Origin of the sequence: Haloprofundus salilacus, assembly GCF_020150815.1 — an archaeon.
Taxonomy (GTDB): Archaea; Halobacteriota; Halobacteria; order Halobacteriales; family Haloferacaceae; genus Haloprofundus; species Haloprofundus salilacus.
This window is the reverse complement of record NZ_CP083723.1, coordinates 2,293,762-2,319,312: the sequence shown is the minus strand read 5'-3', so window position 1 is coordinate 2,319,312 and position 25,551 is coordinate 2,293,762. Positions and strand designations below refer to the sequence as shown.

Sequence of the window (25,551 nt, the reverse complement as noted above, 5' to 3'; positions counted from 1 at the left end):
CAGGCGAACACGACGGGGTTCGGGTGGCGCTACGGCGTGGGTCTGCTCCTCGGCGCGAACGCGCTCCTGTTGTTGCTGCCGTTCATCCGATACTCGCTGTTCGCCGTCGGGAAGGGGGACATGTTGACGTTCGTAGGCATGCTCGACCAACTCGCCCAGACGGGACGCCTCGACCCCGAGAACTACTACCCCGGGCTGAACGTCGAAACGATCATCTTCTCGCACGCGACCGGACTCGACGTCACCGAACTGGTCAACCTCCTGCCGCCGTTTTTCTCGCTGTTCTACCTCGGCGGGCTCTACTTCCTGCTCGACACCGTCGCCGAGCGGAAGCGCGACGTGCTGTTCGTGTTACCGGTCGCGTACCTCCCCCTGTTCGGCTTCGAGAACGTCATGTTCTCGCCCAGCGTCTTCGCGTTCTCCTTCGTCCCCTTCGTGCTCGCACTGCTGTTTCGGACGAGCGCGTGGGAGCGGCGGACGCAGTACGCGACGTTGCTGGTGCTCTCGGTCGTCGCGGTAGTGTTCTTCCACCCGCTCACTACGCTGTTTCTCCTCGCGCTGTTCGCAATGGCGAAAGCACCCGACCTCTACGGCCGCGCCGCGGCGCGGCGACAGTCTCGCTCCGTTCCGGTGCTGGAAGTCGGAACTATCGCCGGGACGCTGTTTTTCGCGTGGTACTACACGTACGAGTCCATCGCGGGAAGCACGTACCTCGTAGTCGCCCGACTGCTGGGCTTCGATGCCGTCCAGTCCTCCGAGTTCGGAAGCCTGAGCGGAACCGTCGCCCGCACCACGCCCCGACTCGTCGACCTGCTACAGACCGGCTTCTACGTCTACGGCGTCTTCGGTCTGCTGGTGAGTTTTGCCGTCGTCTTCGCGGGCTACTCGCTCGTACGCCTCCACCGCGGAGACGCCCGCCTCAGCGGCTTCGCCGCCTTCTTCCTCGCGGTCTTCACCGCGTTTCTCGGACTGTCGACGGTCGCGTTCTTCGTCGACCTCACCATCGGGTTCACCCGAATCTCCCGCTACGTCCGGTTTGCGGCCCCGATACTCATCGGCTTCGGCGCGTCGCTGCTGTGGGCCCGCGCCGACCGGCAGTGGCAGCGGTCGACGCTCGTGGGCGTGCTCTCCGTCGCGTTCGCCGCCATCGTCTTCATCTCGGTGTTCTCGGTATACGCGTCGCCGCTCTCGAACTCGTACAGCGGGCAGATAACCGAGAGCGAAGTCGACGGGATGCAGTGGACGCTCGACCACCGAAACGAGTCGCTGCTCATCGACGAGTACGGAACCTCGCAGGCGCGGTTCCAGTCCATGCTCGAATACGAGGTGGAGGACCCGCCGAACATCCGCTCGGAGAACACGACGCCGCCGATACACTTCGGCTACGGCGAACCGCCGCCGAGCGGACCGAGCGAACAGCGGTACCTGCTCGTCACGGAACTCGGCCGCCAGACGAATCCGACGTTCTACCCCGGCTATCAGGAGTTCTGGCGGTACACTCCGACCGATTTCCGGAGCTTAGAGAACCGGTCGACGGTCGGCAAAGTGTACGACAACGGGGAGTTCGAGTCGTATCTCGTCACGACGAATCAGACGGCTGACGAGGCGTCGGCGGCCGTCGGGTCGGGGATAGACGACTCGACACCTGACGCGTCCGCAGTCGACAGAAATCAACCGGTCAGGCCCGCTCCTCTCGCAGCCGATTCGCCGACTGAAACAGCCACCGACCGAGCCGAAAGGCGTTCCAGCGGACCGGCGCACAGCCGCGTTCCCACGACAGCGTCGGCACCGCCCGACCGCCGAAGCGCTCCTTGAATCTGAACAGCCCGTCGCGGAAATCCGGACTCGTCTCGCCGAAGTCGTAGTACCGATAGCCGCGCTCGATACCCCACTTCATCGCGTGCTCGTGCAGTAGCTCCGAGGCGTTGTGTTCGAAGTGGTCACGCTCGACCGCCGAGAAGAAGTAGTGCATCGTCGACTGCTCCTCGTCGACGAGGTAGAGCAGGCTCCCGGCCGGATCGTCGTCGACTTCCAGCGAGAACAGCCGAAGCCGGTCGTCCATCGACGCTAACTCCTCGAAGAACGACCGCGGGTAGGCGTCGCCGTCGACGCGGTCCATGACTCGTCTGTACCCCTGGTAGAACGACCCGAGTCGCTCCCGGTCTGGAACCTCGTCTCGAACCCGGAAGTCGGCTTTGTGACCCGTACGTATGGCCCGTTGGCGCGAACTGCTCATCCCGTCGCGGATCGACTCCCAGCCGTCGCCGAGGTCGACGACGAACCGACAGCTCGCGAGCGTCTGCCAGTAGCCTCGCTCCTCGAGTCGGCGCTGGTACCGAACCGTCTCCTCGTCGAGCGTGCGGAACGCGTGCGCGACGATGCCGTCCTCGCAGGCGCTCTTGACGGCGTCGAGGAGTGCGTCGAGCGCGTCACCCTCGTTGGTGGCGATGACCGGGCCGCCGAACCCCGGCACCGGCGACGAGAGGCGTTCGAACGGCGTCATCGGTATCGACTCGACGACGTTCGGGAAGACGGCGACGGGCGCGTCGTCGGACACGACGAGTACGTGTCGAACGGTCTCGTCTCGTCCCCGCTCGACGGCGGCCAGCCACCGATACCGGTGGAAAACGCTCCCGTGCGGCGACTGCTCGACGACGTGGTTCCACTGTCGCTTCGGGACGCTCTCGATGGAGTGGTGTATCTCGACGTCCATCGCTCACCCGTGCCGACTTCGCTTGCGCTCTCGATACGCTCGATGACTCGGCCCTCTCACTGTGACACACATAGGACAGGTAACAGGAGACTCCCCCATATACGTTGTCGAAAACGGGGCTATCTTTTTTGGTTACCACTGCTGTCGTCAACGTATGTCTCAACTCGGTATCAGGTTACCCTCCACCTCCCGACGCGAAACCACGTTGTCAACAGCATCTCACATCCGAACGACTGCTGGCTCGTTCGAACCGTAGATGACTCGGATGCGATCCAAACTCGGCGGCCTCAGGCCCCTCAGAAAGACTGCGTGGTCCGTAGGCGAGCGCCTCCACCGCTCGTCCGTCGCCGACGTCGGCGTCCCGGCGGCGTCGACGGCGATGACCGCCGTCGAGTCGAACTGGGACGGCTACGGCGAACCGAAGCCGACGCCGACACCGTCGCCCGGTCCGTTCTCGCTTGTCCCGGGACGCGGCGTCGTAAACCCCGTCGTCACCGCGGCGGACGTGACCGACTTCGGCGACGCGGAGTTCGTCGCCGACCCGTTCCTGTTCGTCACGCCCGACGACCGCTGGCACCTGTTCTTCGAGGTGTTCAACCGCGACCGGACGCCGACCGCCGCCATCGCGCACGCCGTCAGCGACGACGGCGGTACGCGCTGGTCGTACGACCGGGTCGTCCTCGAGCCCGACGACCACCTCGCGTTCCCATACCTATTCAGGTGGGGCGAGCGGTACTACATGATACCCGAACGCTGGAACCGCGAGACGCCGGCGAGCGCCCTCCTCTATCGGACCGACTCGCTCCCGGACGGGTGGGAACCGGTCGCCGAACTGGTCGCGCCGAGTCGGTTTCTGAGCGACTTCGTCGTCTTTCGACACGGGGGTCGGTGGTGGGCGCTCGCGGGCAGCGACGACCACAGCGCGGACCTCTTCGCGTTCTACAACGACGAACTCGAAGCCGACCACTGGACGCCGCACGAGAACAACCCCGTCGTCCGTGGGCGACCGTCTGCGGCCCGTCCAGGCGGTCGGCCGCTCGTCCGCAACGACGACGTCATTGTGTTCTTTCAGGACTGTGAGGCCCGCTACGGTAACCGCGTTCGAGCGTACGCAATCGACCGACTGACGCCGTCGACTTACGAGGACCGCGAACTCCGGACCTCGCCGATTCTCGAAGGCGCGGAGAAACTGCTCGGCTGGAACTCGGGACGGATGCACCATCTCGACCCGTGGCCCGTCGGCGACGGGTGGCGCTGCGCCGTCGACGGCAACATCGGACTCGGCGGGCGACTGTTCGGCCCGGACCACTGGGCGATCGGTATCTACGATTCGCTGTGAGTACGTCGCTGCGACTCGCCGCGAGTAGGCCGGTCAGACGAGCGCCCGGACACGGTCCGGCAGTCTGTTGTAGAGCATCGATGCCCCCTGCATCCACGGCTGCTGTCGCTGGACGAGGTACAGCGCCCGGGGTTTCGGCGAAAACTGCGATTTGTAGCGACAGAGGCTCGGAACCATCCCGCCGACGAAGTCGTACCGCGACAGTCCCCGCTCGGCGGCGTCGCGGATGGCGTACCACTCGATGAGTTCGTTCACCGGCGCGTCAGCTTCGATGTCCGCCGCGCTGATCCACGCGTAGATGGTGTCCCCCAGTTCGACGGTGAGCCTGCCGCCGACGGGTCGACCGTCGATCGATATCACGTACGGTCGGACGCAGCCGTCGGGCAACGCGTCGTACAGCGCCTTGCAGAGGTCAAGCGAGACGCCGGCGTTCTCGTATCGCTTGTGGTACTGCCGGACGGTGTACTCGATTCCCGAGTAGCCCCGCTCGCCGATGTCGTAGTCGTCGACGTCGCGGACGTACCGCCTCGTGCTTCGGCTGAACCGGCTCTTTATCTCCTCTGCGCCCGGTTCGAGGTCGAGGACGTACGTGTAGGCGGGGCTGACGTCGTACTCCGACCAGATGAACGGACGGACGTCCGGGTAGCGGTCGACCGTACGGATGTCGACGTGGTCGGGGTCGACGTGTTCGTCCATCCACCGGAAGCTCTCCTCGACGAACTGGTGGTTTCGCATCTCGGTCTTCCGCTGTGAGAGGTGCTCGAAGTTGAGCCACACCGGACCGAGATACGGCACGTCGTGTTCGGTCGGCGGACACCGAACCGACGAGAACGGCCCTACCGTGCCCTCGAACAGCGGGAAGATGCCGAACACCTCCTCCCCCTCCCGTCCGACGAGGAGGTGCAGTTTCGTGTCGCTCACGTCCCGCAGCGCCTCCAACGCTTCCAGTCGGTGAAACGGCGTCGCGTGAGGTGCGCGCTCGACGTAGTCGTTCCACGAGCGGCGGTCCTCGCCCGTGGCTCTGGAGACTTCTATCGTCATCGGTACTCTGTGCGAAAGCTGACGTTATCAAACATCGTTCTTGTCAATCCTTTACCTATTGAGACGACATCTCCCCGGCGACGAGCACCGCACCGACGACGGCTGCGAGAACGAAGACGACCCACGCGAAACGTACCTGCGCGAGCATCTCGCCGCCGCGACTCGTCGCGAGTGTAACGCTGTGGACGAGTAGAAACGCCGCGACGCCGGTCATGAACACGGCGAGCGTCGCGACCTCTATCGGCCGTCGACCGAGGCTGTTTTTCAGATTCATTAGGTACGTTCACGAAACGCGGCGAGATAAAACGAAGCCCCGCTCAGTACGCGCTCGCCTCCCACCACCAGCGGAGGTTTTCGTTGCCCTGTCCTGGCGGGTTCCGGTACGTGACGACGATGTTGTCGTTGTCGGCGGTCACGCTGAACGGACTCGCCGCCTCGCCCGTCGCGGGCGTGACGGTGACCGAGCGCGGTTGTTCTGCGAGGTAGTGCTGCCAGCGGAACGTCGTGGTCGACCCGTCGCCGCTTCTCGACAAGTCGCCTCGGTTCGAGGTCCGATAACCCGGCGTGTTCGAGACAGTGAGCGCCGACGGGTAGCTATTGACGACCGCGAGCGTCTGCTCGCCGGCGCCGCGCAGGTCGATATCGCGGAGGGTTATCGGGCCGACGTCGGAACTCGTCTCGATGCGGACGTTCCGACTGTTGTTCGTCGCCTCGCCGCCGTAGATGACGACGTGGCTTGGCGACGCCGACACTCCGTCGCGAATCGTGATTCCGGCGGATTCGGGGCCGCTATGGTCGTTGGTCCGCGGGTTGAGTATCGACGCGCGGACGCCACCTTCGAGCAGGAGACCCGAGTGACCGTTCGACTGCGTGACCACGTTGACGGCCGACGCGCGGCAGTTCGTGAACTGTATCCCGTGACTCTCGTTCTCGAAGGAACGACAGCCGATGACGTCGTACTGTGTCGTCACGCGGTCGCTCTCGACGCCGCCCGCGAGGATGAACCCGCTCCGACCGTTGTTGCGGCTGAGGCAGTTGTAGAAAGCGTTGTTGAGCGACTCCCCCGCCACCGTCGTCCCGCGGTCGTTGATGCCGTCGACGCCGTTGTTGTCGGTGATGCACTGGATGAGCCAGTTGAAGTACCCCCGGTTCTCGGTGTCCGATCCCGGGTGGATGCCGTGGCGGTAGTTGTCGCGCGCCCGGATGCCGCTGAGCAGGCAGTTGTTGCACTCGTAGAGGTTGACCCCGTAGTAGCCGCCGTTCCTCACCTCGCACCCGTCGACGACGACGTGGTCCGCGCCGTTGAGCGCGAGGACCCCGAGATACTGCTCGCCGTCGGTCTGGTTGCTCCCGTCGAGCACACCCCCGACAACCGCGGCGTTCGAGACGCCGTCCACCGAGATGACGGCGTGGTTACCGCCGGCGGTGAGGTGGGCGTCTCTGAGGTTCAATACGGTCTGCCGCTTGAGGTTGACCGGTTCCGAGAGCGCGTAGTTTCCGACCACCTCGATGCTCTGTATCCCCGGCCGCTGCGCGGAGATGTCGATTGCGGCTTGAATCACCGCCGCCGGCTGTCGGCCGGACTGTACCTGTCCGTCCCCCGCGTCCGCACGGACGACGCCGCCGTCGTCCTGCCAGACGACGATAGCCGGCACCGTGCCGTTGACGCCGCCCCCGCTCACCGTTCCGTTCTGCACCTGCGGCTGCGACTGGTCGGAATCGAACAGACCGAAACAGCCGGCGAGGCCGGCGAGACCGGAGACGCCGGCGACCGCCGTCAACAACTCCCGTCTCGCTACGCCCTCGACGCCGTCCGGGTCCGCGGGTTCGCTATCTTGTCCGTCCTCAACCATCCGTCGCTATCTCGCTCGCGACTGCCGCTCTGGGCTCGGTGCGACCCGCGTTTAGTAGCCACTCTCCGTCGAGGCGGAGGGTGGGATACACATTCATGACGTAATGATTACTAGATTGCCAGAAACCTAAGTGTAGTGTACGCTCCCGACACCGACTGTTCAAGAGAGTTGAAATACACGAATGAATGCCAATATATCAGTATTGTGAACAACGTATAATATGTAGTCCGAACTACAATGGCGTAGGATGTGGCCATCGGAGTTGGGGTTCGTCTGTGACCGCTGCGGGAGTCGCCTCCGTCGGCGCGAGGAGCTGCGGACCCACGAGTGCGACGTCGACTGGTGGGTCGACGACGACGGCATCGTTCGACTCCTCGGTCCGGCCGACGTCTCCGAGGAGATGGAGGCGCTCATCGCCGCGTTACACGCCGACGGGATGACGCCGTTCAAACGCGCCGACAAGTTCGAGTCGGAACTCTGCGACATCTATCCGGCGTTCGAGTACGAGTCGTGGCTCAACCCCGACCAAGCCGACTGGCTCCGTGTCGAGCCGCTCGCCGGGAAGACGGTGCTCGAACTCGGCGGGCGCTACGGCGGTCTCACGCGCTCGCTCGCGAAGCGAGCCGACCACGTCGTTTCCGTCGACGCCAACCTCGACAGGCTGACGTTCTCGGCGTCGATGCGCACCGCTACCGGGACGGAAAATCTCACGCTCGTCCACGCCGACGCGACGGAGCTACCGTTCGACGACGGCCAATTCGACGCGGTCACGCTGAACGGGCTTCTCAAACACGTCGGCACGGAGGGCTCCTCGACCGACGCTCGACGCGCACAGCTCACGTTCCTCCGACGAGTCCGTCGCTGGCTCCGCCCGGGCGGTCGCCTGCTGCTCAGCGAGTGGAACCGATACGACCCACTCCACCTGGTCGCTCCCGCCGTCCCCGGCGTGGCCCGCGACCGACTCCTCCGGATAGGGGGACGCCACCGTCTCGCCGACTCCGGCGTGCGACTTCACTCCGAACGAGGGTACCGAAAACTGCTCGACGAAGCCGGCTTTCGTAGTATCGACGTCTCCTACGCCATTCCCGACAGGCGCTCTCCGGCGTTCGTGTTCTCCGACGAGCGACTCCTCGCCGCGTTCCTGAAGCGGAAGATGGTGTCACTTGGTGCGTGCACGCTCGCTTCGATTTCGCCGGGGTTGCTGTCGCGCATCCCGTTTCCGCCGGGGGCTGACCGCCTCGCGGGACTGCTCGCACCAGCGTACAAGATCAGGGCCGACGCACAATGATAGGGCATCTGCTCGACGCCGTCGCCGAGCGATTCGACGCTGACCGGTCGGCGCTGTCGTACAGTTTGTACAGCGGAACGCGCGGGCCGACCGGCTACATCACCGTGTTCGTCCACGAGCGGGACGAACCGATCGCAGTCTGTCGCTTTGCGAGGTGGGACGACGACGAGGTCCGCGGGGAGTGGGAGCGACTCACCCGACTCCAAGCGGTCGTCGGCGAGACCGACTGGCTTCGGACGAGCGTCGAGACACCCGTCGCCGTCGAGACCATCGATGGGACGCCCGTCATCTTCAAGCAGTATCTGGGCGGGTGGCCCGCCCACTACACCTTCCGGCGGTTCGACCGGTGCGCGAAGCGGTTTCTCTCGAACGCGACGGAGTGGTTGATCGAGTTCGTCCAGGAGACCGCCGACTACCGTACGTACGACTCCGACGCGAAGCGACAGCGACTCCGAGAATCGGTACTTCCGGAGGCGAAGGCGTACGCCCGGCGGTACGTCGACGCGGACGACCTCTTTCTCGGACCGGTCCACGGCGACTACGACGGGACGAACATCCTCCTCGGGCCGAAGTTGGAGGTCACCTCGGTCATCGACTTCGAGTACTTCCGCGTCGACGGCGTTCCCCTCGTCGACCTGCTGAAACTCGTCGTCGAGACGGGGCTGTACGTGTTCGGAAGCTACACCGAGGCCACGAATCGGGCGTTCTTCCGCGACTGCGATTTCTCGCGCACGGTCGGTCGGTGCGTCTCGGCGTACTGTTCGAACCTCGGCATCGACGAGGAGCGGTTCGTCCGCGTCCTCCCGCTGTATCCGGCGCTCAGACTCGGCCCGACGCCGAAGCGGGACCACACGCCGTGGAACCTCCGCTTCTACCGGCACCTCTACGACGCGCTCTCGCTCACTGACGCAATCGTCTGGTCGGAGGCGAGCGGTCGGTAGACCGAGCGCGAAAAAGAACGGTCGGTAGCTGTCGCAGACGCGACGGCGTTCGGCGTGAACTGTTCTATTCGAGCGGACCGCTCGTCGACATCTCCAGGCTGTCGCAGTAGAGATAGTTGTCGCTGGGCGACGTGTCGCTCCCGCCGTGGTAGATGTTGAACCAGAGCGTCTCCACCTTCAGGTCGCTCGTGTCGCGGAACCGGATGTCCTCTTTCTCCATGGCGAGTTCGCCGTCGATCCACCCGCGGAGCACGCCGTCGTTCTCGCCCGGCGTGTTGAGTTTGACGTAGCTGTCGATCTGGTAGTACCGGTCGGGTTCGATGGTGCCGTCCCAGCTCCACCAGTCGCCCCACGAACCCATGTCGGCGTGGTAACAGTAGTAATACAGCCTGATGCCGTCGCTGGCCGGCATGAACGACATCCGCGCGGACCAGCCGTTGTCGCCGTTCGCGGGCTTTCCGCCCCACCCGCCGTCGTCGTACGTCCCCGCCGGACCGGGGAGCTTTCCGCCGTCGGAGGTGACTTCGAAGCCGGGGTCGATGCGGAGGTAGTATCGCGTCCAGAGTTCCTCCGGTTCGGACATCCCGTTGTCACTGAAGTAGTACTTCATGTCGGTGCCGTAGTGCTCACCCTCTTCGAGGTGCACTTTGAGCGCCGTGTCGGTGCGCGCTTTCTCGCCGTCGATAATCGAGTTCCAACTCGAGCGCCGAGCGTCGAAATGGTCGAGATACGAGCCGTCCGCGAAGTTGATGGTGACGTCTGCGTCGCCGCCGCTGCCACCGTCGTCGCCCGAGGCTTCCCCGCTAGCCAGCGTCTGCACGCCGTTGGCCATCTGGATCTTCAGCGAGTTCTCGTCGGTTCGAAGCCACAGGTCGCCGACCACCGCGTTCTCCGGGTCCTCCGTCCGCGTCGGAACGCGGAACCGGTTCTGCGCCGTGAGATTTCCGACCGTTCCACGCTCGGGCAACGGCGCGAGCGTCCACTCGTCGCCGTCGCCGAGGTACCGGTTGCCCGTGTCGGTCGCGAGGAACTTGGTTCCCGCCTCTGGCTCGTACTGGTCGAGGTTCGACTCCGTGTCCCGAATCTCGACGTCATTATCAATCTTTTTGAAATTCTCGTTTAGAGGTACGTTCCAGTCGGCACTGCCTTTTTTCGGTGTGTTGTAGCCGTGGTTTTTCGTCATAGTTAGTTCGATTTCACCGTCGTATCTTTTCAGACTATGCCGTCCACACCGACGTGCCCGTCGGTCGGTGAGGCGGCGCGATGGGGAAGTCTGCGACGCCAACTCGGCGCGAACCATCTCCCGGAACTATCAACTTTCATAGTTATATGTTTCCTCGTGTAGACTTCTGCTCCCCACGCATAACCGCAGTTCACACAGTCGTAAGTAAGTCTTCTGATTTTTCACACGCACACGTATTTTCAGCTAGATTTTCTCATAGGTGTCGCGTTCGATTCGGAAAAATACGCCCGTCGGTCGACGACAGTCGACGAGCGGTGGCGAGTACGGAGGTGGGCGAGGCGAGACGGGAGTGACTCGACGGGAACTCTCTCCCTAAGTCAACGCTCTTTCATGACTGTAGATTTATGGTTCGGCCCACAGTTAATCGAACTGATGTCTGTGCGCGACTCGTTGTTCACCCAGTTTCTCGACATCGCCGTCTGCGTCGCGTTCCTCGTCGTCTACGCGGTGTTGGCGTTGCTCTTCGGCATCCCATCGCCGGGAATCGCCTTTCTGGGGGGTCTCTACGTCGCGTTCGTCCCCGGGTATGCCATTGTCTCGGCGCTGTTCCCGCGGTCTGACGCCGTCGCCGAAGCGACGGGCGATTCACGACGACTCACTCTGACGCACCGAGTCGTCCTCTCGGTCGGAATGAGTCTCGTCGTCGTCGCGCTCGTAGGACTGGTCCTAACTGCGTCGCCGCTCGGTCTCTTCGCCAGGCCGAGCCTCGTCGCCGTCGGCGGCGTGAGCGCCGTCGGTCTGCTCGTCGCGACGATACGCCGCTTTTCGACGCCGCCCGACCGCCGGTTCAGCGTCACAGTCCCGCGCGGAACGGGGTTCTTCAGCGCGTCGAGCGGCGCTGAGGCGGTCGTCACCCTCCTCATCGTTCTCTGCGTGCTCGTCGCGTTCGGTGGCATCGGGTACGCGGTCGTCACCCCCGAGCAGGGGGAGACGTTCTCGGGACTCTCCGTGCTCACGCAGAACGACTCAGGACAGTTGACCGCGAGCGACTACCCGACGGAGTTCGTCCGCGGCGAAACCCAGCAGGTGTTCGTCCAAATTGCGAACGAAGAGAACCAGCAAACGGAGTACACGGTCGTCGTCTCGCTCCAGGAGGTCGACGCCGACTCCGGGGCGGTCACCGAGAGCTCGGAACTCGCCCGGTTCGAAGAGAGCGTGCCGTCCGGCGAAACCGTCGTGCAACCCGTCCAGTTAGAACCACAACGCGTCGGCGAGCAGTTACGGGTACAGTTCCTCCTGTACAAGGGGTCGCCGCCCGCGGACCCGAGCGCACAGAACGCCTACCGGAACGTCCACTTCTGGACCACGGTCCGAGAGAACGGCGACGCGGCGACGAACCGGAGTCTCGACGGCGCGCCGCCCGCTCCCGTCCGGGGAGGTTCGGCGTGACGTCGCGCGGTCCGCACCGAGTCGTCGTCGTCACCGCCTCGTGGACGCTGTTCGCCATCTGTTGGCTCGCGCTCGTGGACGCGCTCACGCCGGGGTTCGTCTTCGCGATGGGTATCTCGGGGTTCGCCGTCGCGCTCGAACTAGCGACGCCGTCGCACCTCCGTCCGGCGTGGTACCGCCGAGCGCGGCGCGTTCTGTACGTTCAACTGGCGTTGTTCGGGGTCTACGTTCCGCTCAGGCTGTACGACCTCTACTTCGGGTTCTGAACGGCCCCCAGAATCAGGCGGAGGAGTAGTCAGCGTCTCGGGCCGCCGTCTCCGCGTCGACGCGACAGTCGACGACGTAGCTGTCGTCGCTCCGTCTCCGCTCGACGACAACTCGGGCCGGTCGGTCGAGACCGGCGGCGAACGCCGACCCGAGAAACGAGACGGTCGGGTGGTCGAAGCGGGTCAGCGGGCCGAGGGCGCACCCCTTCAGACGGAATCTGACACTGTCGTCGGTCCGCCGTACGATGTCGACCGAGTCGACGAGACCGAAGCCGTCGACGAGGCCCGCCGCCATCTGGTCCGAGAGTTCGCTCGGCTCCGCGGCGAGCGGCTCGTCGATGTCGGCGACGAACGAGTCGAGTAGTCCCGCGCCGATGGGCCGGTGCCGTTCGCTCGACGGGTCGTGCCCCAACTCAGTCGCCAGGCGGGTTGTCGACCCGTCGTAACCGACCGCCGCGAGGCGGATACTCGGTACGCCGTCGCCGTTCGACGCCGTCGGTACGTAGAGGTGGCTCGTCGCTCTGTCGCTCGCGGAACGTCCGTCGGCGTACGCTCGGTATATCTGTTCGGGGACGACCTTCGAGACCGGTTCCTCCGGTGCGAGATAGTAGGTGAGGCCGGCGACGTACACCGCTGCTCCTCCCAGTGCAACCAGTAGCCATCGTTGCGTGAACAGTCCACCCCCGACCGAGAGAACGCCGACGACGGCACCGACCGCCGCTGCCGCGACCCACCGAGAGGAGCGTTCACGACCCGGTCGTCCGAGTCCCGTTCCCGTTCTCGAACTACTCTCGGTGCTCACCGAGGAGACGCTGGCCCGACTCTGTTCCGACTTATCTATCACGTCAGAAGACTGTTTTTCGGTCATAACTCTCTCGTTTCCGTAGACCCTCGTGATTCTCGTTCGGGTTATACACATGTTCGGCGAGCGACGCCATTATACTACTCATTTTTTCACTTGAATCAAATAGGCGATAACGAATGAACGTCAGACTGTACTTTCCCGTTCACCGTCGTGTCTCGGCGGGCGTTGGCGTGGAAGTCGTCTCTCCGGCCGCTCTGTTTCCGTTTGACAACCCGTCGCCGAGTTCCAGGGTTCCGGACGCGTCTCGTCGTCCGCTCGACGTCGGTCAGCAGTTCGCTCGGACTGCCACCGGTCCGTGACCGTCCAGCGAACAGTTATCTGTCCTGCTTCTGAGTGGTGACGTGGATGGTCGAAGTAACACTTACCGAACAACTCCGCGGATTCGGTGAGCCGTACCGCGGCGCGACGGCGCGTCTCCGACGCGAGGGAGACGACTGATGCGCGTCGTCGGTTTCACCGACCTCAGACCGTTCGAACTCGAAGCGCCGCTCTCGGCGATGGACGCCGACAGCGTCGTCGTCGCGCTGGACCCCGGCGCGAACGCGCTCGAACGGACCGTCTCGCAACTCAGGCGGGGGCGCGCGGCGCTGCGCGCGGACGACACCGACGCCATCGTCGTCTACAACGGGTCGGGGATGTTGGGTATCGTCGCCGTCTTCCTCAGCCTCGTCTACGGCGTTCCGCTCGTCGTGCGCGCCAACGGCGATCTGTTCCGACAGCACGACGAGAAACGGCGCGAGCACCGCCAAACCGGACGCTGGGGGGCGTGGCTCGGCTACTGCGGTCTCGCCGCGCTCACCCGCGTGACGTTCCACTACGCCGACGGCTTCGTCGCCGTCTCGGAGTCGCTCGCGGAGACGCTCGCCGGGCAGACCCGCTGTCCGCGCGAGCGGATTCACGTCGTCCCCGGGCCGGTGACGCCGTCGCAGTACCGCCCCAACCCGATCGCCGACGGCGCGTCCGACTCCGATACCGGGAGCATGACCGTCCTCACCGTGACCAATCTCCAGTACCGCGGGAAGTACCTCGGCGCCCGACGACTCGTCGACGCGATGGTTGAACTCGGCGAGCGCCGAGACGACGTGAGTTTCGTCATTGCCGGCGACGGCCTGTACTTCGACGCGTTGGAACGATACGTCGAATCGCGCGTCGAGGACGACCCGCTGGGGACGCGCGTCCACACGCTCGGGTTCGTCAGCGACGTGGCGGGGCTGTACGCCTCCGCCGACGTGTTCGCCTACGTCTCGCACATCGACGCCTACCCGAACGTCGTCATCGAGGCGCAGGGGGCGGGACTCCCCGTCGTCGCCAGCGGCGGGTACGGTATCGACGAGCAGGTAGAAGACGGAGAGACCGGTCTCTTGGTCGACCCGGAGGATACGACGGCGCTCGTGACGGTCCTCGACGGCCTGCTCTCCGACGCCGAGAGACGCCACCGCCTCGGCGCCGCCGCCGCCGAGCGAGTCGCCGAGCGCAACGCACCCGAGTCGCTCGGCCCGCGGATGCAGACGGTGCTCGAAGACATCGTCACCCAATGCGCCTGAGTCAATCGACCGCTACCCCGCCAAACGGACCAAAACACTATCTTCGAGAACGCTGACGTATCCCAAGATGGAGTTGGATATTCTACAGTTGCACCGCGGTCCGGTGTACCCGCCGTCGAACGGCGAGGAGGTCCGCATCTGGGAGACGACCAAAGCGCTCGCGGACACCGGCCGGGTGTGGCTCGCACATCCCGGAGCTGACGGGGCGGAATATCCCCCCGGCGTCTACGCGCTCGACCTCGACAACCCGTTTCTCGACTACAAGACGACCCGAATCTACCTCTGGAACGCGCTTCTCGGACTCGGTGCGAACACGGCCGTCGAGCGACTCCAGACGCGCCGAACCCTCCGAGCGGTTCGCCGCCGCCCCGTCGAGTTCGACGTCGTCTGCTGCGAGTCGCCGCAGATGCTCCGCGCGTCGCGACTGCTCGCCGAGGAGTACGACGCGGCGCTGTTGTTGAACAAGCACAACGCCATGTTCGACCTGCTCGACCAGCAGTTGCGCTCCCGGTCGGTTCCCGCGCCGATTCGGCGGCGAGCGGTGGCGAACCTCCGCGCGCACGAACAGACGGGCATCGACGACGCCGACGCCGTCGTCTTCCAGTCCGCCGCCGACCGCGCGGAGTTCGACGTTCCCGACGGCGTCAGGTGCGAGGTCATCACGAACGGGACGAACTACGACGACATCGCCGCCGGCGGCGACCCGGAGGCGGTTCGCCGACGACTCGGCGTCCGCGACGACCGGACGGTCTGTCTGTTCGTCGGCGCGTGCGACTACGAACCGAACGAGGAGGCCGCCCGCCGCATCGTCGACGAGCTCGCGCCGTCGCTCTCGGACGTCGAATTCGTCATCGTCGGCCGCGATCCTCCCAAGACATCGCGCGAGAACGTCTACACGCCCGGATTCGTCGACGACCTCCCCGGGGCGCTTGCGATGGCCGACGTCGCGCTCTGCCCGCTGACGATGGGATCGGGAACGAAGCTGAAGATGATGGACTACCTCGCCGCCGGACTCCCCATCGTGACGACGCCGGTGGGCGCACAGGGCATCGACATCGTCGACGGCGAGACGGCGCTCGTCCGCGACGTGACCGAGTTCGAAGAGGCGATTCGACAGCTCTCGTCGTCGCCCGAACTCGCCGAGCGACTGGCCTCGAACGCGCGAGAACTCGGCGAGCGGTACTCGTGGGACGAACTGCTCTCGGCGTACGACGAACTCGTCACCGACATCGCCGGGCGGCGCGTCGCCGCCAGATAACGACCGTTCTCCTCCGTCGCCGCAGCGGTCAGTCGTTGGCCGTCTCCCACGTCACGATGTTTCGGCTGTTGACGAAGTTCCACGCGCCGACGAGGAGGCTGTAGTTCCCGACGAGGAAGTAGTACGGCACGTGAAACACCGTCGGAACCTGTCGTCGGCCGTCGTCGAGCAGGAAGCCGACGGCCCCCAGGAGCAGGAAGCCGACGGCTGCGAGAAAGAGCGCGACGAACGCTGGCGAGAGCGTCAGTGCGGCGAGAGCGCCGAGCGCGACGAACGCCACGAGCGACAGCAGCGGCGTACTCCACCAGAGCACCGTATCACTGGCGAACTTCACCGAGAAGAAACCGTAGCGAAGCGGGTTCAGCAGGTGGAGGTACTGGACGACCGTGTGCCACGAGCGGGTCGTGATGCGGACTTTCCGGGAGAGTTCCGCGTCGACGCTCCTGGCGGTGCGTTCGCGCGCGACGGCGGCCGGTTCGTAGACGACGCGCCAGCCGTCACTGCGAATAGAGAGCGGTTCGGCGAAATCGCTGATGGCGTCGGCGGGCAGCGGCACGTATGCCTCCGACCGAACGGCGTAAATCGCGCCGTTTCCCTTCACGACCGACCCGAGTTTCGACTCGAAACGCTTGATGAAGCGGGTGTAGCGCCACCAGATGGACTCACCCTCCACGTCGTCTTCTTGCCGCGTGTGTCGGAGTTCGCCGACGACGCACCCGACGTCCGGCGCGAACGACGAGACGAGTTTGCGGACGGCGTCGGGTTCGTACATCGAGTTCGCGTCCGAGAATACGAGCAGGTCGGCGTCGACTCGCTCGGCGACCTCGTTCTGACACGCCGTTTTGCCGACGCGACCCTCTATACGGACGAGTTCGACCCCGCGGTCGGCGTAAGACCGGACGATGTCGTCGGTCGCATCGGAGGAGGCGTCGGAGAACACGACGACGTCGAACTTCGACGCCGGGTAGTCGAGTTTGAGGCAGTTCTCCAGCTTTTCGCCGATGACTGCTTCCTCGTTGTACGCGGCGACGATGAGCGCGACGTCCGGCAACTCTTCCTCCTCCCACCGGGGCGGCGTAGCCGGAACGACCTTCGCTAACGCCCACAGTGCGAGCGGATACAGCGCGTAGGCGTACACCACGAGAAACGAACAGACGAGCAAGACCACCAAGAGTGTCATCCCTGCGACAGTCATACACCATTCTAGACTTCACGAAATCATAAAAAGTTGCAGTCAACTGTTGAGACTTTCTTTTTATGAGGCCAATTTCTTCCCACAATGCAAATCTTCAACTGACTGCACGCTGCACTGACCGGTATGCCTGCGGCTTCTCGTCCGCTCGTGAGCGTCGTCATCCCTACCTACAATCGGCCGGCGTATCTCAGGTCTGCGGTCCGCTCGGTGCTCGACCAGACGTACGACGCGGTCGAACTCCTCGTCGTTGACGACTGTTCGCCAACGCCGGCCAAGCCGGTTGTCGACGAGATGGAGACCGAGAGTCTGGCTCACGTCCGCGTCATCCGTCACGAGGAGAACAGGGGCGGCTCCGCGGCCCGGACGACCGGAATCCGCGCCGCCGCCGGCGAGTATCTCGCGTTCCTCGACGACGACGACGAGTGGCTGCCCACGAAACTCGAAAAGCAGGTCGCGGTGCTCGAAGAGCGACCCGACGTGGGGTTCGTCTACACCGGCACGCAGATCGTCGGCGACGACGGCGAGCGACTGGAGACGGTGACGCCCGACGCGAACGGGAACCTGACGAAGACGCTCCTCTGTTACAACGTCGTCGGAACGTTCTCGCAAGTGATGGTACGGCGCGACCTCGTCGAGGAGGTGGGGACGCCCGACAACCGGTTTCCGTGCTGGCAGGATCTGGAGTGGTACGTCCGCCTGTCGAGACACTGCTCGGCCGCGGCGATTCGCGAACCGCTCATCCGGTATCAGGTCGAATCGCCGGGTCGCATCACCGACGATGTCGACGACGCAGTTGTCGCGCACCGCCTCTTCGTCGAGAAGTTCGATCCCCTCGCCCGCGAGTATGGCCGCCTGTTCGGTCGGAAGATGCGGGCGTGGGCCGCCTTCCGGGTCGGCCGCCTCCTCGTCATGCACGGCGAGTTCGACCGGGCGCGTCCGCTGCTCGCGTCGGCCGTTCGCCTCTATCCCTTCGAGCCCTCGTTCACGAAGTTCCTGCTCCCGACGCTGGGCGGACAGCGGGCGTACCACCTGATCAGAGCGGCGAAACGACGCGTCGGCGACGCGGCCTGAACGTGAGAGACGAGCGAATGTGAACTCGCGCGCTGGTTTCGCGTTTTCGTGTCGATTTTTCTCGCGGGTATTGCCGCTCCGTACCCTCCCCCGTCGCTGGCACCGCCGCTCTGTACTATTTCTTCTCGCCGGCACTGTCGCCTGCGCCATCTCCCATCGCTCTGTACTATTTCTCTCTCCTCGCTAACACCACCGCATCGAACCGTTCTTCCACGCCGTCGTCGAGTACGTTTCCGCGTGAAACGTATCGGTGAAAGTGTATTCTACACTATGCTTATACCCAGAGGTTCTGACAGTAGTCCTGATGGGACGGAACGTCCTCCGGGGATTTCTATCGGTGTTTAGCTCCGACGTTGGCGTGTTGATTCTCTCGCTGGGGATTACGCCGATTCTCGTCCGGGTGCTGACGAGCGCCGAGTACGGGAACTACGCGTTCGTGATGTCCGTGCTCAGCATCACGATGATCGTCATCAACGCCGGTATTTTCGACGGGATACGCAAGTACATCGCCGAGCAGCGCCCCGACGAGGACTGGTCTTCGAACGTCTTCGGGTTCTACATGCAGGTGGCGCTCGTCATGGCGTTCACCGCGGCGGTCATCGTCGTCGCGCTCGCGTATTTCGGCGTCGTCGGGCAGTACTTCGGCGCCGTCTTCGAGGTGTACTTCTACCTGCTCGCGGCGCTGATCCTCATCCGCCAACTGTGGGCTGTCGGCCGCGGGACGCTGATGGGACTCGGCTACGAGCACATCTCCGAACCGATTAAACTCACTCGGTGGATCATCTTCGCCCTGGTCGGCGTGCCGCTGGCGGCGATAGGCTGGGGCGTCGTCGGCGTCCTCGTCGGTCGCATCGTTGCCCGCGGAATCGTCGCCGTCGCCGTCTTCTGGTTCGTCTCGAAACACATCTCCTTCGATCCGGTCCGTCGCCGGATGCCGGCGGGGTTCCCTCGCCGGGAACTGCTCTCGTACAACTCCTTCAGCGTCATCCTCATCCTCCTCACGAGTTCGCTATACAACGTCGACCTGATTCTCTTGCGAACGATCTCCGGTGCCGAACAGACAGGGTACTACAACGCCGCGCTCATCGTCGCCGAGTTCCTCTGGTTCGTCCCGACGGCGCTGCAGACGGTGTTGCTGCAGTCGACCTCCGAGTGGTGGTCGCAGGACAAAGTCGACACCGTTACCGCCGTCACCAGTCGGGCGGTGCGTTACGTCGTCCTGATCACGACCATCATGTGTCTCGGCATCGGCGCGCTCGCAAACCAGTTCGTCTCGCTGTACTTCGGCACCGAGTATCTGGCGGCGGTGACGCCACTGCTGTTGTTGCTCCCGGGGACGCTCGGATTCGCCGTCGCTCGACCGATTTTCGCCGTCGGACAGGGGAAAGGCGACCTTCGACTGCTGATTATCGCAACCGGCGCGGCCGCCACGCTCAACCTCGTTCTCAACCTCCTGCTCATCCCTCGCTACGGAACCGTCGGCGCCGCCGTCTCGACGAGCGTCGGATACGGGTCGATGCTCCTCTTCCACATACTGACCGCGAGGCACATCGGCTTCGACCCGATTTCGGACCTTCGGCTCGGCCGTATCGTCGCGACAGCCGTGGTCGCCGCCGTGCCGGTGTACGGGCTTCCGCTCGTCCTGCAGGGCGACCTGATAGCGCTCTTCGTCGTTCCCCCGGTCGGCTTTCTCGTCTACGTGACGGCGGCCGTTCTCTTCGGTGCTATCGACTGGTCGGAGCTGACCGAATTCCGACAGCGGCTCTCGACGATGCTCCCGGTCGGGTGAGGCGAGTCCGCTCTGGCCTCCGAAACCGACGTCGAACACGACCGACCGAACTCGGCGGGGTGGTCAATCTCCGTTCGGTTCAAATCGTTCGTTCGACCCAAATCGATCGTTCTGCCCAAATTAGTCGTCCGACCCAAACTGGTCGTTCGGCCGAGCCCGTTCGTTCAGTTCGAACGAGCTGCTCGGCTCAGTCCGTCTCCACGTCCCGCAGCGACTGGTGGACGATAGCGACGACGCTGGCGACGAAGCCGACGAGAAGCAACAGCAGCGAGAGTCCGGCGATTCCGAGCGGGAACTCTCCGGTTTGGCCGTACTCGAACATCGTCCAGTAGCCGAAGCTCAACCCCGCGAGCGCGCTGACGAATCCGGGGACGCCGAGCGCGGTCAGCGGGCGGTCCCGTTCGATGAGTCGGAGGATGCCGTTGACGACGGAGTACCCGTGCAGTATGGGATTCTCGGTGTAGGTATCCTCGAGGTCGTAGCGCACTTCGATGCCCACTTCGTCGATGTGATACCCGCGTTCGCGGGCGTGGAACAGGATGTCCGTGCTCGCTCGCATGTTCGACCCGAGCGTCTCGTCGTCGGCGAGCGACTCGATGGCTCTCGGACCGTACGCGCGAAAGCCGCTCTGCGTGTCACCGATCCGGTTCTCCTTTCGGAGTGTTCCGAGTCCGACGTTGGTGAGGACGTTGATGACCCAGATGCCGAACCGGCGATACAACGGGATGTCGCTCGTGACGGTACCGGTGAAGCGACTCCCGATGACGATGTCGGCACCGCACTCCTCCTGTCGCCGGAGCAGTCGCTGAACGTCGCTGGCGCTGTGTTGGCCGTCCGCGTCAAGCACGACGAGACTCGACGCGTTCCGCCGTTTCCCCTCTTCGAACAGCGTCCGGAGCGCCGCGCCGTAGCCGCGGTTCTCCGAATGCTCGACGACGACGGCACCGGCCTCGGCGGCTCGTTCTGCGGTTTCGTCGACGCTTCCGTCGTCGACGACGACGACGATGTCGGCATACTCCCTCGCCTCGGCGACGATTGAACCGACGGCGTGTTCCTCGTTGTAGGCCGGGATACCGACGACGACCGGTGCTTCGAGCGGTTCGGCCTCCGCCCCCTGCGCCTGCGCCTCGACGGTGAAGTCGCTTCCGACCTCGAGCGCGTCGAAACTCGCGTCGAAGTCGATCTTCGTCGCCGGGTCCGTCTGGACGACGAGTCCGCGCAGGCCGTACGACCGCGCGAGTTCGACGAGTGTCTCTCGCGCCGTCTCCGCGTCGGCGACGAGTGACCCGGCGTGCAGTCGCACCTCTACCGGTTCGTCGCCGGACCCGATAGCGTGCAGTATCGACCCGTCCCCCCGGACCGCAAACAGTGGGCAACCGTGCTGTACCGCACGGGCGAGAATACGGAGAAGATGCCGCTCCTCGCTCTCACCCATCACCACCCCGAGCGCGTACGCCCCGCGCGTAGAGACCGCTATCGAGTCGGAGTGGTTGCTCTCGACGTATCTCCCATCCATCGCGTGTGACCCTCACGCTTCGAATAGCAGACGAGTATCTTGTTATGGAGTCCATAGCCACGACGCCCGCCGACGCCCGCCGACGGCCGCCGCCCGTAAGACGTGATTTTCAGTTGAAACTTTCACGAGGAGCGTTCTGTCTTCCCTGTTGTCCTCGGAGACGATGTATTAGCGGTGCGAACGTCCGAACAGCGACTTCGGATCGGTTCGATTTGCGGAGGAGTTGTCGATTTCCCTGCTCGGCGAACAGGTCTTCGACTTCGGGGAGGAGAGCGACCGACGAGCGCGTCATCGAATCCTCGTACGCGGCTAGTTGGTGAAAATGCGACATTATCGGCCCCTCTGAACGGTAGAGAATCGTTCAGACGGCGACTCATCGCATCTTCGGCGTTACTCGTCACCGACGTCGACGGGTCCGTCGTCGGACCGTTATCACACGCGTCATCTCGATTCGACTGCGATCCGTCGCTACCCGGCCCGGACATCCAGACTCACCGCGACGACGACAGCGTCTCCCGCTCGCTCTTGAACGACAACGCCGCCGAACGACTCGCAGGGGCCAAACTCGCGATTCGGCCCGCGCGGACAGTTCGTCTCCGCCCACTGCGTCCCCGCCGTCGTCGCCTGTCCGGCAGGGACGCCCGTCGGAATTCGGGCTCTGACCCTCTCTTCCACATCGGCTCTCATAGTCGAACGCGCTCATCCTCTCAATCGGAGCGTTCGCTCGGTCGGTTTCGAAACTACGTCAGAACACCCACGGAAACTCCTTTTTCTCCTACTCTCAGTCATCACATCGGATGGAAACTGGGAGCGTTCGAGCGACGGTTCGTCAAGAGCGATGGGGGTGGAGACCGGACGATTGGTCATTTTATCGACGCAACTCGGAATTTCCGCGAAATGTCTGAGGGTTGTCTCTGTATAACAATGCCCCCGAACGCGGTTTGTTCCGTGAGCTATGAAAGATGTATGCCCGCTCGCGGAGGTGGCAACTACTGAAGACGTGGAGAACGTCGTGGTTTTCGTCTCCGACGCGCTCCGTTTTGATTTTCTTCCGGCCTTCATCCGTGAACTCGGCGTGACTGCGAAGGCCGTCGCGCCGAGTACCCTCACGGCGTCGTCCGTTCCCTCGCTAACTACGGGAGAGTATCCGGCGACTCACCGGTCGTGGATGTTTAACGACCAACTCCAGAAACGACCCGAACTGCTGACCCCGAACGGGACCGACGTTGGCTTCGACGCTGAGACCGTCTGGCTCGAACTTCCGTCGTCCGACAAGCCGCCGCTTCAGATAAACCACGTGGACCACGAGAGGCAGCTCGACGAACTCGAACCGCCGTTCACCCATTACATCCACGACGTCGGTCCGCACGCTCCGTACGGCTTCGAGAACGGTGTGTTCGAGTCGACGAAGGCGTTCTTCCGTAACCACGAGAAGCGTCGTCCGCAACTTGTCTCGCTGTACCGCCAAGACTGCAGAAACTCGGCGAGACGATTCCTCGACGTATACGACCAACTCGTCGACCGAGACCTTCTGGAGGAGACGCTCGTGATATTCACGAGCGACCACGGACAGGCACTGGGTGAGTGGGGTAACGGTGGGCGGTTCGGTCACGGCCACCCCCTCTCTCCCGAGACCGTCTACGTACCCATCGTCTTCATGGGTGCGGGACTACCGGCAGGCGAGACCTATCCTCAACTGCTGAGCGGGACGGACATCGCCCCGACGGCGCTTTCGGCCCAGCGAAACGTCACTCCAACCGACGTAGATGGGACGGACCTCTGGCGCGGGACGCCCGACCCTGAGCGAAAGGTTCGTTGCGACGTTTGGCAGCACCTCGATGTCGAGGTGCGCGACAGAGAGGTCAAACTCACCGTCTACGCCGCAACCTCTGCGTGGAACGACGACGGAGGGTTCGTGTTCAGTCGGAAATCACCGCTCCACCGACTCGCCGGAATGACGTACGACAACCTGTTCAGGGGTTACTCACCAGCGTGGCGTCACAACTTCTCGATGGCGAATGCAGCCACCATGGTCACCCAGTCGCTCACGGACGAGATGGTGTTCGGAACGCCCGAATTCTCCGCTGAAGAAGCAAAAACTTGGTTACCCGATACGTTCGAGGAGCGCAGTGGGGACGCCGAGAGTCGGGACCTCTCGGAGGAACAGCGGTCACAGCTGCGCGATCTCGGCTATCTTTCGTAGCCGAGAGAGTCCACCCTCCGCAGTTGACCGAATCGCTGGACAGCCCTCCACGAGTATCCCACCGACGCTGGAGAACAGAATTCACAGTCAGTCAGATTCCTTCCACGGCTAAAGCCGGCGACTTCCTCCTTGCATCTCTGTGAATTGCTCGGCGAAAACGGAGACGCTCGTTTGATTAGATCGTGACCACCACGATAGTTAAACAATATCCTCGATATGGGCGCGGTTATTTATTATTGGAGGATATTTTGAGACATATGGGACAAAGTAAGTGGACACCGAGGAGGTCTTCCTAAAATGAGCACAATCGATTTCCTTTCTGTCATTCATCCTCGGGCACCGATGGTCGCCGACAAACTCGGCACTCACGGCCTTCTGAAATCGCTGTGGTACTCTCTTCGCTGGACCGACCGACTCGATTCGATACTCGTTCACCCGAACGTAATCGTGGACCTTTCTCCTGGCGCCGAACTCGATTTGGACGGCCGGCTGGTGTTGGGTTTTCTCGGCGAGTCCAGCGCGTCGCACCCCGACCTCATGAAATCGAAGTTCCATCTCGGAGAGAACGCGACGCTCACCGTCTCCGGAGGGAGCGCTCGTATCGGACCGTGTTCGGTCACGCACGTCGAAGGGGACCTCGAAATCGGAGACTCCTATCTCAACTCTCACGGGAAGATTCTCTGTAAGGACTCCATCACGATCGGTGACGATTGCATGATCGCCTGGAACGTCGAGCTATGCGATAGCGACATGCACCCCTACGCGATCGACGGGGAGAAAGTCCCTCATCGGTCACCGATCAATATCGGCGACGGAGTGTGGATCGGAAGCAACGTAGAGGTGAAGAAGGGTGTGACGGTCGGTGATGGAGCAGTCGTCGCCAGCGGCAGCGTCGTCACGGACGATGTCGCCTCGAAGACGCTGGTCGGCGGCGTTCCCGCCGAACGGATTCAAGCCGATATCAAGCGGCTCGACTGAGACGAACTCGGTGAGTGAATGCTCCGGGAGGGGTTCGACTCTGTTTCCTCTCGGCACAGTTCCCTATCGCTCCCACGTGAGACGTTCGAGTTCGCCGTTGGGTCCGAAGATCCGCATCGGATGCGGCCCGTACCACCACGCAAAGAGCATCGTGTTCCGTGATTTGATTCGAGCGATAGTCTGGGAACTGACGACGCGGCGATGGTCTCGTAAGTCGGTACGTCGTTCGTACAGTCGGCGGTAGATGTTCCACAGCGACGAAATCTGTCCCGTCAACCAGACGGCGTACACCGACCAGATGAGGAACGAACAGACGACGTACCGTCCGGGGAGATTTCGAATCGCGACCTTCATTCGGTTCTCGACCATCCGCTCTTGGGTTTCCGTATCCGATATCCTCGCTGCGGGCGATTTCTTGTGGTAGACGACGACGGATGGCGTGTAGAGGATGTCGTACCCGGTGTCGTGGATACGAAGCGAGAGATCCATCTCCTCGAACCCGTACACGAAGTCCTCGGGATACCCACCGACAGTCTCCAGCACCGAGCGTCGGATGGCGTTGCCGACGCCGACGAAGTTCGTCGCGCGGTACTGGCTCAACGGCGTGAGGTCGAAGCGGGGAGGATTCGGAGTCTCGTTCGACTTCACCGCCCGTGTGTGGTAGTTGCGGCACTGGAACGCGATTGCACCCACGTCGTCGTGCTCGTCGAACAACGAGACGGCGACATCTGTCGCGGCGGCGTCGGCGATAATCGCGTCGTCGTCGAGCGTGATCACGATGTCGCCGTCCGCATAGTCGAACCCCGCGTTTCTCGCTCCCGGGACGCCCATCCGCTCCGGAATGTGGTGATAGTGGATGTTCTGTTCGTCGAATCGCCCCCCGTCGCCGAACAGCTCCTGTTCGGGGACGACGTCGGTCGAGTTGCTGACGACGACGAGTTCGAGCGGCCGATACTTTTGGGCGAGCACCGACTCGACTGCGCTCTCGAGGTCGTCTGCCCGATTGTACGTGACGATAACGTAGGAGACGAGCGGCTTCTTATCTCTGCCGAACACATT

General features: G+C 63.6%; 21 protein-coding genes. 11 read left to right on the top strand and 10 right to left on the bottom strand.

The features are described 5' to 3' along the window. Positions 1-1,678: 1,678 nt before the first annotated feature. Positions 1,679-2,713 (bottom strand): lipid II:glycine glycyltransferase FemX, encoded by a 1,035-nt coding sequence (locus LAQ58_RS11920; RefSeq protein WP_224447685.1) that lies wholly within the window; start codon positions 2,711-2,713, stop codon positions 1,679-1,681. Between the two features lie 265 nt (positions 2,714-2,978). Here LAQ58_RS11920 and LAQ58_RS11915 point away from each other — a divergent pair, with 265 nt between their 5' ends. Continuing rightward, a complete protein-coding gene (locus LAQ58_RS11915) occupies positions 2,979-4,052 on the top strand; it encodes a glucosamine inositolphosphorylceramide transferase family protein (protein ID WP_224447684.1) in 1,074 nt (357 codons plus the stop codon). A 33-nt stretch (positions 4,053-4,085) separates the two neighbouring features. Here the strand turns inward: LAQ58_RS11915 and LAQ58_RS11910 are convergent, their stop codons facing one another. The 3 genes from LAQ58_RS11910 to LAQ58_RS11900 are packed head-to-tail and all read right to left on the bottom strand — an operon-like array spanning position 4,086 to position 6,946. Further along, positions 4,086-5,093 (bottom strand): GNAT family N-acetyltransferase, encoded by a 1,008-nt coding sequence (locus LAQ58_RS11910; RefSeq protein ID WP_224447683.1) that lies wholly within the window; start codon positions 5,091-5,093, stop codon positions 4,086-4,088. Positions 5,094-5,148: 55 nt separating this feature from the next. After that, positions 5,149-5,367 carry a hypothetical protein gene (locus LAQ58_RS11905; protein ID WP_224447682.1) on the bottom strand — a complete coding sequence of 73 codons (219 nt, stop codon included), beginning with the start codon at positions 5,365-5,367 and terminating at the stop codon, positions 5,149-5,151. A 43-nt stretch (positions 5,368-5,410) separates the two neighbouring features. Then, positions 5,411-6,946, bottom strand: coding sequence for a right-handed parallel beta-helix repeat-containing protein (locus LAQ58_RS11900; protein WP_224447681.1), 1,536 nt, complete (start codon positions 6,944-6,946; stop codon positions 5,411-5,413). A 247-nt stretch (positions 6,947-7,193) separates the two neighbouring features. On the opposite strand from LAQ58_RS11900, the gene LAQ58_RS11895 reads away from it, so the two are divergent. After that, positions 7,194-8,234 (top strand): class I SAM-dependent methyltransferase, encoded by a 1,041-nt coding sequence (locus LAQ58_RS11895; RefSeq protein ID WP_224447680.1) that lies wholly within the window; start codon positions 7,194-7,196, stop codon positions 8,232-8,234. Then, positions 8,231-9,175, top strand: a complete 945-nt coding sequence (locus LAQ58_RS11890; protein ID WP_224447679.1) for an aminoglycoside phosphotransferase family protein — start codon at positions 8,231-8,233, stop codon at positions 9,173-9,175. The genes LAQ58_RS11895 and LAQ58_RS11890 overlap by 4 nt, the downstream gene beginning before the upstream one ends. Positions 9,176-9,239: 64 nt before the next feature. Here LAQ58_RS11890 and LAQ58_RS11885 read toward each other — a convergent pair whose 3' ends face one another. Beyond that, complete coding sequence (locus LAQ58_RS11885) at positions 9,240-10,358, bottom strand: polysaccharide lyase (protein ID WP_224447678.1); 1,119 nt, start codon at positions 10,356-10,358, stop codon at positions 9,240-9,242. Positions 10,359-10,790: 432 nt separating this feature from the next. On the opposite strand from LAQ58_RS11885, the gene LAQ58_RS11880 reads away from it, so the two are divergent. Beyond that, the gene (locus LAQ58_RS11880; protein ID WP_224447677.1) at positions 10,791-11,807 is read left to right on the top strand and encodes a DUF1616 domain-containing protein; all 1,017 of its coding nucleotides are present in this window, start codon (positions 10,791-10,793) and stop codon (positions 11,805-11,807) included. After that, positions 11,804-12,073, top strand: a complete 270-nt coding sequence (locus LAQ58_RS11875) for a DUF8044 family membrane protein (protein WP_224447676.1) — start codon at positions 11,804-11,806, stop codon at positions 12,071-12,073. The genes LAQ58_RS11880 and LAQ58_RS11875 overlap by 4 nt, the downstream gene beginning before the upstream one ends. 13 nt (positions 12,074-12,086) lie before the next feature. On the opposite strand, the gene LAQ58_RS11870 is transcribed toward LAQ58_RS11875, so the two are convergent. After that, complete coding sequence (locus tag LAQ58_RS11870; protein ID WP_224447675.1) at positions 12,087-12,941, bottom strand: DUF7982 domain-containing protein; 855 nt, start codon at positions 12,939-12,941, stop codon at positions 12,087-12,089. Positions 12,942-13,375: 434 nt separating this feature from the next. Between LAQ58_RS11870 and LAQ58_RS11865 the strand changes: the two genes are divergently transcribed. Together LAQ58_RS11865 and LAQ58_RS11860 are read left to right on the top strand one after the other, a co-directional pair. After that, positions 13,376-14,482 (top strand): glycosyltransferase family 4 protein, encoded by a 1,107-nt coding sequence (locus LAQ58_RS11865; protein WP_224447674.1) that lies wholly within the window; start codon positions 13,376-13,378, stop codon positions 14,480-14,482. 67 nt (positions 14,483-14,549) lie between these two features. Further along, on the top strand, positions 14,550-15,740 hold the full coding sequence (locus LAQ58_RS11860; protein WP_224447673.1) for a glycosyltransferase family 4 protein: 1,191 nt from the start codon (positions 14,550-14,552) through the stop codon (positions 15,738-15,740). Between the two features lie 28 nt (positions 15,741-15,768). On the opposite strand, the gene LAQ58_RS11855 is transcribed toward LAQ58_RS11860, so the two are convergent. Further along, positions 15,769-16,935, bottom strand: a complete 1,167-nt coding sequence (locus LAQ58_RS11855) for a glycosyltransferase family 2 protein (RefSeq protein WP_224447672.1) — start codon at positions 16,933-16,935, stop codon at positions 15,769-15,771. 123 nt (positions 16,936-17,058) lie between these two features. Between LAQ58_RS11855 and LAQ58_RS11850 the strand changes: the two genes are divergently transcribed. Continuing rightward, positions 17,059-18,006, top strand: a complete 948-nt coding sequence (locus tag LAQ58_RS11850) for a glycosyltransferase family 2 protein (protein WP_224447671.1) — start codon at positions 17,059-17,061, stop codon at positions 18,004-18,006. Between the two features lie 304 nt (positions 18,007-18,310). Next, positions 18,311-19,795, top strand: a complete 1,485-nt coding sequence (locus LAQ58_RS11845) for an oligosaccharide flippase family protein (protein WP_224447670.1) — start codon at positions 18,311-18,313, stop codon at positions 19,793-19,795. Positions 19,796-19,982: 187 nt separating this feature from the next. On the opposite strand, the gene LAQ58_RS11840 is transcribed toward LAQ58_RS11845, so the two are convergent. Beyond that, positions 19,983-21,311, bottom strand: a complete 1,329-nt coding sequence (locus tag LAQ58_RS11840; RefSeq protein WP_224447669.1) for a glycosyltransferase family 2 protein — start codon at positions 21,309-21,311, stop codon at positions 19,983-19,985. Positions 21,312-21,779: 468 nt separating this feature from the next. Beyond that, positions 21,780-21,986 carry a DUF7261 family protein gene (locus tag LAQ58_RS11835; protein WP_224447668.1) on the bottom strand — a complete coding sequence of 69 codons (207 nt, stop codon included), beginning with the start codon at positions 21,984-21,986 and terminating at the stop codon, positions 21,780-21,782. 307 nt (positions 21,987-22,293) lie between these two features. Between LAQ58_RS11835 and LAQ58_RS11830 the strand changes: the two genes are divergently transcribed. Further along, complete coding sequence (locus tag LAQ58_RS11830) at positions 22,294-23,514, top strand: sulfatase-like hydrolase/transferase (protein WP_224447667.1); 1,221 nt, start codon at positions 22,294-22,296, stop codon at positions 23,512-23,514. Positions 23,515-23,811: 297 nt separating this feature from the next. Further along, positions 23,812-24,492, top strand: coding sequence for an acyltransferase (locus LAQ58_RS11825; protein WP_224447666.1), 681 nt, complete (start codon positions 23,812-23,814; stop codon positions 24,490-24,492). A 63-nt stretch (positions 24,493-24,555) separates the two neighbouring features. On the opposite strand, the gene LAQ58_RS11820 is transcribed toward LAQ58_RS11825, so the two are convergent. Next, entirely contained in the window at positions 24,556-25,548 is a 993-nt protein-coding gene (locus LAQ58_RS11820) for a glycosyltransferase family 2 protein (RefSeq protein ID WP_224447665.1), read from the bottom strand. Positions 25,549-25,551 lie beyond the last annotated feature (3 nt).

Excerpts from the sequence above, each read along its gene's own strand:
- LAQ58_RS11865 (WP_224447674.1), top strand. The coding sequence starts at position 13,376 with ATGCGCGTCGTCGGTTTCACCGACCTCAGACCGTTCGAACTCGAAGCG.
- LAQ58_RS11910 (WP_224447683.1), bottom strand. The coding sequence starts at position 5,093 with ATGACGATAGAAGTCTCCAGAGCCACGGGCGAGGACCGCCGCTCGTGG.
- LAQ58_RS11870 (WP_224447675.1), bottom strand. The coding sequence starts at position 12,941 with ATGACCGAAAAACAGTCTTCTGACGTGATAGATAAGTCGGAACAGAGT.
- LAQ58_RS11885 (WP_224447678.1), bottom strand. The coding sequence starts at position 10,358 with ATGACGAAAAACCACGGCTACAACACACCGAAAAAAGGCAGTGCCGAC.
- LAQ58_RS11880 (WP_224447677.1), top strand. The coding sequence starts at position 10,791 with ATGTCTGTGCGCGACTCGTTGTTCACCCAGTTTCTCGACATCGCCGTC.
- LAQ58_RS11920 (WP_224447685.1), bottom strand. The coding sequence starts at position 2,713 with ATGGACGTCGAGATACACCACTCCATCGAGAGCGTCCCGAAGCGACAG.
- LAQ58_RS11860 (WP_224447673.1), top strand. The coding sequence starts at position 14,550 with ATGGAGTTGGATATTCTACAGTTGCACCGCGGTCCGGTGTACCCGCCG.
- LAQ58_RS11905 (WP_224447682.1), bottom strand. The coding sequence starts at position 5,367 with ATGAATCTGAAAAACAGCCTCGGTCGACGGCCGATAGAGGTCGCGACG.
- LAQ58_RS11915 (WP_224447684.1), top strand. The coding sequence starts at position 2,979 with ATGCGATCCAAACTCGGCGGCCTCAGGCCCCTCAGAAAGACTGCGTGG.
- LAQ58_RS11850 (WP_224447671.1), top strand. The coding sequence starts at position 17,059 with ATGCCTGCGGCTTCTCGTCCGCTCGTGAGCGTCGTCATCCCTACCTAC.
- LAQ58_RS11900 (WP_224447681.1), bottom strand. The coding sequence starts at position 6,946 with ATGGTTGAGGACGGACAAGATAGCGAACCCGCGGACCCGGACGGCGTC.
- LAQ58_RS11890 (WP_224447679.1), top strand. The coding sequence starts at position 8,231 with ATGATAGGGCATCTGCTCGACGCCGTCGCCGAGCGATTCGACGCTGAC.
- LAQ58_RS11840 (WP_224447669.1), bottom strand. The coding sequence starts at position 21,311 with ATGGATGGGAGATACGTCGAGAGCAACCACTCCGACTCGATAGCGGTC.
- LAQ58_RS11895 (WP_224447680.1), top strand. The coding sequence starts at position 7,194 with ATGTGGCCATCGGAGTTGGGGTTCGTCTGTGACCGCTGCGGGAGTCGC.
- LAQ58_RS11845 (WP_224447670.1), top strand. The coding sequence starts at position 18,311 with ATGGGACGGAACGTCCTCCGGGGATTTCTATCGGTGTTTAGCTCCGAC.
- LAQ58_RS11855 (WP_224447672.1), bottom strand. The coding sequence starts at position 16,935 with ATGACTGTCGCAGGGATGACACTCTTGGTGGTCTTGCTCGTCTGTTCG.
- LAQ58_RS11825 (WP_224447666.1), top strand. The coding sequence starts at position 23,812 with ATGAGCACAATCGATTTCCTTTCTGTCATTCATCCTCGGGCACCGATG.